At 47.6% G+C, this 5810-nt stretch carries 5 protein-coding genes; 2 read left to right on the forward strand and 3 right to left on the reverse strand.

Annotated elements, in window-relative coordinates; translation table 11 throughout:
* On the reverse strand, nucleotides 1-762 hold a 762-nt coding region (sppA, locus tag FJZ26_03625), incomplete at its 3' end, for a signal peptide peptidase SppA (protein MBM3229495.1).
* 103 nt (nucleotides 763-865) lie between these two features.
* Here sppA and FJZ26_03630 point away from each other — a divergent pair.
* Complete coding sequence (locus FJZ26_03630) at nucleotides 866-1381, forward strand: CDP-2,3-bis-(O-geranylgeranyl)-sn-glycerol synthase (GenBank protein ID MBM3229496.1); 516 nt, start codon at nucleotides 866-868, stop codon at nucleotides 1379-1381.
* A gap of 67 nt (nucleotides 1382-1448) precedes the next feature.
* Here FJZ26_03630 and FJZ26_03635 read toward each other — a convergent pair whose 3' ends face one another.
* Nucleotides 1449-3011, reverse strand: a complete 1563-nt coding sequence (locus tag FJZ26_03635; GenBank protein ID MBM3229497.1) for a hypothetical protein — start codon at nucleotides 3009-3011, stop codon at nucleotides 1449-1451.
* 187 nt (nucleotides 3012-3198) lie between these two features.
* Nucleotides 3199-4464 carry a HEAT repeat domain-containing protein gene (locus tag FJZ26_03640; GenBank protein ID MBM3229498.1) on the reverse strand — a complete coding sequence of 422 codons (1266 nt, stop codon included), beginning with the start codon at nucleotides 4462-4464 and terminating at the stop codon, nucleotides 3199-3201.
* A gap of 94 nt (nucleotides 4465-4558) precedes the next feature.
* Between FJZ26_03640 and FJZ26_03645 the strand changes: the two genes are divergently transcribed.
* Complete coding sequence (locus FJZ26_03645) at nucleotides 4559-5377, forward strand: glycosyltransferase (protein ID MBM3229499.1); 819 nt, start codon at nucleotides 4559-4561, stop codon at nucleotides 5375-5377.
* Nucleotides 5378-5810 lie beyond the last annotated feature (433 nt).

Consider the following 5810-nt stretch of genomic DNA (forward strand, 5'->3'; position numbering starts at 1 on the left):
GTCTATTTTACCTGCCCTGTGCTTGAGCACTGCTGACTTGAAGTCCTCAAATATCTCATCCACCATGGATTGAATTATCTTTTTTTCCTCATCAGTCATGGGTCTTGTGCTGTCGCCAATATCCTTGAACCTGCCTGATTTCACGATAGTCGTGTTCACGCCTATTTTTTCAAAAAGCGGGCTCAAGTCGGTAAATGTCGCCCTGACTCCAATGCTTCCTGTAAGGGCCGCAGGCTCTGAGACAATGTAGTCAGTAGCTGCCCCGACATAATACCCGCCAGAGGCCGCCACTTCCCTAAAGTATGCCACTTTAGGCTTTTTGCTTGCCTCAAGCGCATCATAAATTTCCCTTGTCGCTACAACCGAGCCGCCTGGGGAATCAACCACAAGCAAAATTGCCTTGACATCGTCCCGACTGTCGGCCTGTGCAATCCTGCTTGCAATTGTTGAGGAGCCTGCAACCCCCTGACTAAATAGCCCGGGGCTTATGTCATCAGAAATTATCTCCCCGCGAATGTCAACAACGCCAATGCAGCCAGAGTCAAAAAGCCCCTTGGAAAATCCTTCCTTCTTTCCGCCTATTCCATCTCCTATTCCGGAAAGTATCATGAACCCAAGAATTGCCCCAACTGAAATCACAAGCCCAAAAATTACAAGCAAGACAAGCCTATAGTCTTTTTTTTCTTTTGTCGCCTGCTGGTTGCTTGCGCCTGCCCCTGTTGCCAGGTCAAGCCCATGGCGTCTATTCGCCTTTTTATCCATAGGAACCACGTTTCCCACCCGCCTTAGGCTAACCTTTTGGTTTCGCAACAAATTTAAAGCAATAATCTGTTATTTAGTAATGCAAGAATTTTCAAACCTGATAATGGGCATTTTGCTTTTCATCATGCCCGCCTATTTTGCAAACTCAGTGCCTGTCGTATTGGGGTTTGGGGCGCCAATTGACTTTGGACGGAATTTCGTTGACGGAAAGCGGCTGTTTGGGGATGGAAAGACGATTAGGGGATTTGTGGCAGGCATACTTGCAGGTACTTTAATCGGGCTTCTCCAGGCCGTCTTTCTTCCTGAAACACAGTTTGCCCTCTACAATAATGCGCAAGGCCATGCCCTCGCAGGCTTTCTTCTCTCAAGCGGCACAATGCTTGGGGATTTGGCAGGCAGCTTTTTCAAGCGCAGGCTTGGCTACAAGAGAGGCCAGCCTTCGTTTTTGCTTGACCAGCTCTTTTTCCTGCTTGTTGCCCTGGCGCTGGTCTTTCCATTTGCGCCAAAGTTTGTGCTTGACGCGCCAAACCTGGCATTCCTTTTTGCTTTCACCTACTTTATGCATGTGGCAAGCAATTATGCTGCAAACAGGCTTGGTCTAAAAAAAGTTCCCTGGTAATTAATTTCACAATAAAGAGTCTGCCTGCGATGCTCCGGCTTACTCAATAAGACTGTACGGTCCTTTGCTACTTTCTTTTTCTCCGTTTGAGCTGCTCAAGCTTCTCTATCGCCCGCTTTAGCGCCTCTTTCCTGTTTGCCTTGGAAGGGCTTGACTTTTCGGGCTTATCAGCTTTTTTCACCTTCGCAAGCTTCCTTGCCTGTGCGGCCTTTCCAACCTTTGCGGCAGAGGCGCCTGGAATTATGGTATATGTGATTGGCTGGTCTTCCTCCTGCCCTTCATCTTCATCAGAATAATCGGTCTTGGCTTGAATTCCGTCCAAATCCTCGTCTTCCCTCTGCCCTCCTTGCCCAGGTTCATCTGCAGCCTTTTCGTCCTCTTCAAGCTCCGCTTCGCTTTCCCTGGCCTCAAGCTTGCCGCCCTGTTCGCTTTTATCCGGGCTTACTTGCTCAATCGACGCGGATTCCTCGCCTTCGAATTCAGTTTCCCCAACAGGCTCAGGCTCGCTTTGCTCCCGCAGTTGCCTCTCCATCTTCCTTAGCCTCTGTGCAACCAAGGCTCTTGACTGCTCAAGCTTTTGCGCATCCAGCGTTTCAGCTTGCTGCAGGCTTTTCTGCAAATCAACTTTGCCCTCTCCCAATCCGGATTCCTCGTAAACTGAAGCTGATTCAACCAAACCTGCCGATGCATTGGCCTGGGCCGAAAACAATTTGCCTTCGTCTATGACAAGCTCGCTATTGTCCGCAGGCCCGTGTTCCCCATCCATGGCCTCGTACTGCTCTTCAGGCCTTTTCCTTGAGTTTGCAAAATAGGTAATTGCCGCAAAAAGCACCACGGAAGCCAGTATCAGCAGCCCTATATACGGCGCATATCCGAGAAGCAGGCCCTGCAAATCCTTGTCAGCCTGCGTGGATGATGAAATTGCCGGGACTGAAGGCCCAGCCACTTCAATTTTTCTTTGGCCTTCAATTTCAAAGTCGGGCAAGTCAACAAAATAAGTGCCGGTTTTTTGCGGCACAAACCAGGCTTCGCCCCTGTCATCGGAAATAAGCCCAAGCTTTAAGCCAGCCGGGCCAAGCACTGCCACTTGCTGCTGCCTTATCGGCGCACCCTGCCAGTCATTGATGGAAAACCTTGTCTCCTTGCCGACAACCGCGTTTTTTATGCCTGAAAGCTTTGCAAGTTTTTTCTCATAGGTTACGGCAGGCCTTTCAAATAACGCAAGCTGCTTGTCTGAAAGCCTGCCTTCAATCATCATAATTATTTCTACCTGTTTTGAGCCGTCAAGCTGCTGTGTTACCCAAATGGGCTTGCCATTCACCATATCCGGGGCAGGAGTGTATGAAAACTTGTATTCGCCCAAAAGCGATGGCATCTGGTCTGAAACCGAAACCTTGAATCTGGGCTTTGGATTGGTGTTTTTTACGGTAAGCCTTGATATGGTGGTATAATCGTAGTCAACGGCCCCTGTAATAAGGCTGATTTTTTGCCTTGACTCATATTCAATGGCCCTTTTGACCTCAATCCCGTCTTTGGAGTCATAGAAAAAGTCGGTTCTGGCAAACATGGCGCCTGCCAGTACCAAAAGCGCAACAAATGCAAACAGACAAATTGCTGTTTTTGCCCTCATCAATAACGCCATCCTGCTACTCTATTTCCTGCTCTTTATTTTGCCAGCCAGAATATATAAATATTTGTTTTTAATGGTAAACCATGAACATTGCTTTTTTGCCAATATCTAAGTTATTAAGATGACGTATCATTCCATTTGGCCACTGCCAAAAACGTTGCCAAAATTTCCGCCAATCCCCATGGCCCTATCTTATTATCACAAGCTTTGAGCGCGGCCCTAGAAGCAGGCACTCCTCCCCTGTCAGCTGGTTTTTTTCGAAGCTGCAGCCAGAGAACTTTAGCCTGTCCCCAACCTCAATCCCGTTCCCCTTTGCCTCCTGGACATATGCGATGCACTGCCCTGTCGAATCCTTCAGGGAAATCCGGTATACAAAAGTGCTCTTTTTTCCCTTTTTTATCTCGACTTTTTCAATGCCGCTGACATCAAGCTCCTCGGTTGCAATCTTTTCCATGCCCTCCTTTAGCTCTCCTGCCCTTTTTGGCGAATTTGCTCCAAGCAGCTGCTTTGCCGCAGCAAAGGCAGACCTCACTTCCATATTGATTTTTTGAAGCAGCCTCTTTTCCTCGCTTTTCAAATCCTTTTCTGTTATGCCTGGCTTTTTTGCAAGTGCCAGGACAGTTGTTGCAATTGCCCCGGGCTTCATATCTGGCTGACTTGGCGCTTCAAGGCCCGATGTTGCCTGCACCTGCTTTGCCGAATCTTGCGGCAATTTTTTTTCATCTTCTGCCTTTGCCGCAGCCTTATCCGCCTCTAATGGCTCAATATGGGCCTCATCTTCACTGACTTCCTGCCCAGCAAAATGCGCTTTTGTTTCTTGTTTCTCATGCCCGTGCATGCCTGGCTGAGGCTTTGTTTGCAAGACTCCTTCGCCAATCGTCTCAATTTCATCTGGCTCGGGCTTTTGCGATTGTCCGGAATGGGAAATCATCGGTATTCCGGAAAGACTTTCCTGCGGTTTGCCTGCAGAACTTGATGAATCCGTTCCCTTTCCATCCACAAACAGCTTTTCTATGCTGCCAGACATGTGGCTTTTCCCTTTTTGGGAAAACAGTTTTTCAATTGAAGGCATGAGTTTTTTTCTCACGCTTTCCGGATTTGGGTCCTCGTCTTTTTTCTGCAAAAACAGCTGCTCCAGCTTTGAGGCCTCCGAGTCCCCTTCTATTTTTGCAAGCTCGAGTTTTGCTGTCTGCTTGACGCTCTCGTTCTTGTCGGCGCAAAGCTCAATAAGGCCGAAAACTGCCGTAGGGTCATTGCTTCTTTTTGAAAGCTCATAGACCACGCGAATCCTTATTTTTGGGTTTTCGTCAAATGAGAGTGAAATGAGTTTTTCAGTGCTGTAGGATGAAAAATCGTCACCCCTCACATCAAGCTTTGTCTGTGAAATATCAGCTGCCACTGCACCGGAAACTTGCGCCGGTAACTGCTTTTTGCCCCCCTTTAGCCTTGCCATTCAACTCCCTTTTGCGCTTTTGCCTGGGAATCAATATAAAATAGCACCCCTTACTTGCAGTTTTATAAACAGGGCAAATTATAGCATCTCCAATATGGCGACAAAAAACGGGCAGGGGCAGGCCATTAAAAAGATCCAGGGCCTTGTTGACCCAGGGCACAAAACCATTGTGCCGATTAAAGGCGACCTTGTGCCAAAGCATGGGCACATCAAGGCAAGCGTTGTCATACCAGCTTTCATGGAAGAGAAAAACATCGCCTCAACCCTGCAGTCATTGTCAGGGCAGAAGGTTTCTTTCAACTTTGAAGTAATTGTATCTGACGCCTCCAGTACTGACAAGACGGTAAAAATTGCAAAGTCCCGGGGGGCCAAGGTCTTGATTAGCCCAAAAACCACAATCGGTGTTGGTAGGGCCATCGGGCTGCTTGCGGCCAAAGGCGAGATACTTGTCTTTACAAGCGCAGACACGGTTTTTGAGCAAGGATGGCTGCAAAACATCGTGGCCCCATTTGAAAATCCGGGCGTTGCCGCAGTTCTTGGCCGCTTTAGGCCAAAAGAGGGCACGGTTTTTGAAAATTTCTTTTGCGACTGCCTGCTTTTCCCTGCGGCAAAACTCCTTGCATATCTGCACATGTATTATGCAAACGGGGATGCGATGGCAATAAGAAAAAGCGTCTATACCTATATTGGGGGGATTAACAGGGAGCTTGTGACTGCCGAGGACACGGACATTGCAATGCGGGCGTCAAGGATTGGCAGGGTCGTGTTTTGCGATTCGGCAAGGGCCATAATATCCATGCGCCGGATTAGAAAGTGGGGCTACCCGCGCTTTATCCTTTTCCACACGGCAAATTTTTTCATGACAACACTGTTCAACAAGCCGTTTGGAAAGTATGAGGCAATACGGGATTGAATTGAATAAAGAGAAGGATTTGAAAAGAGCCAAGCTGATAGTGTCAGTGATTGCATTTTCGTGTTGCAATTTGGAGAGGGTTTTTAAACATTTTTTTTGACAAAGCATAGCCCAAGGAAATTGGGTTGAGTGGGTGGGCGATGGAGCCTTCGGGTGTACCATCCCCAACCTTACATTAACTTTTCTGCTTTTCATGCCTGAATGCATCCAATCCCACTTCTTTAGAATCATTTGGAAAATGCACATGGGGTGAAACCCACTGCTAAGGCTTCGGGTAGACAAACGTTTGCGAATCATTCCCCAACATTCCTGCAAATGACTGCTTTCTGTGGGTAGTTTTATAAACAGTTAAAGCAAAACTAAGATTGATGCTTTGAAGAAAAAACCGGAGTCGCATCACTCTAAAAAAGGAGTCGTGTTATTCAAAAAAGAA

The organism is Candidatus Parvarchaeota archaeon (genome assembly GCA_016866895.1).
GTDB lineage: Archaea > Micrarchaeota > Micrarchaeia > Anstonellales > VGKX01 > VGKX01.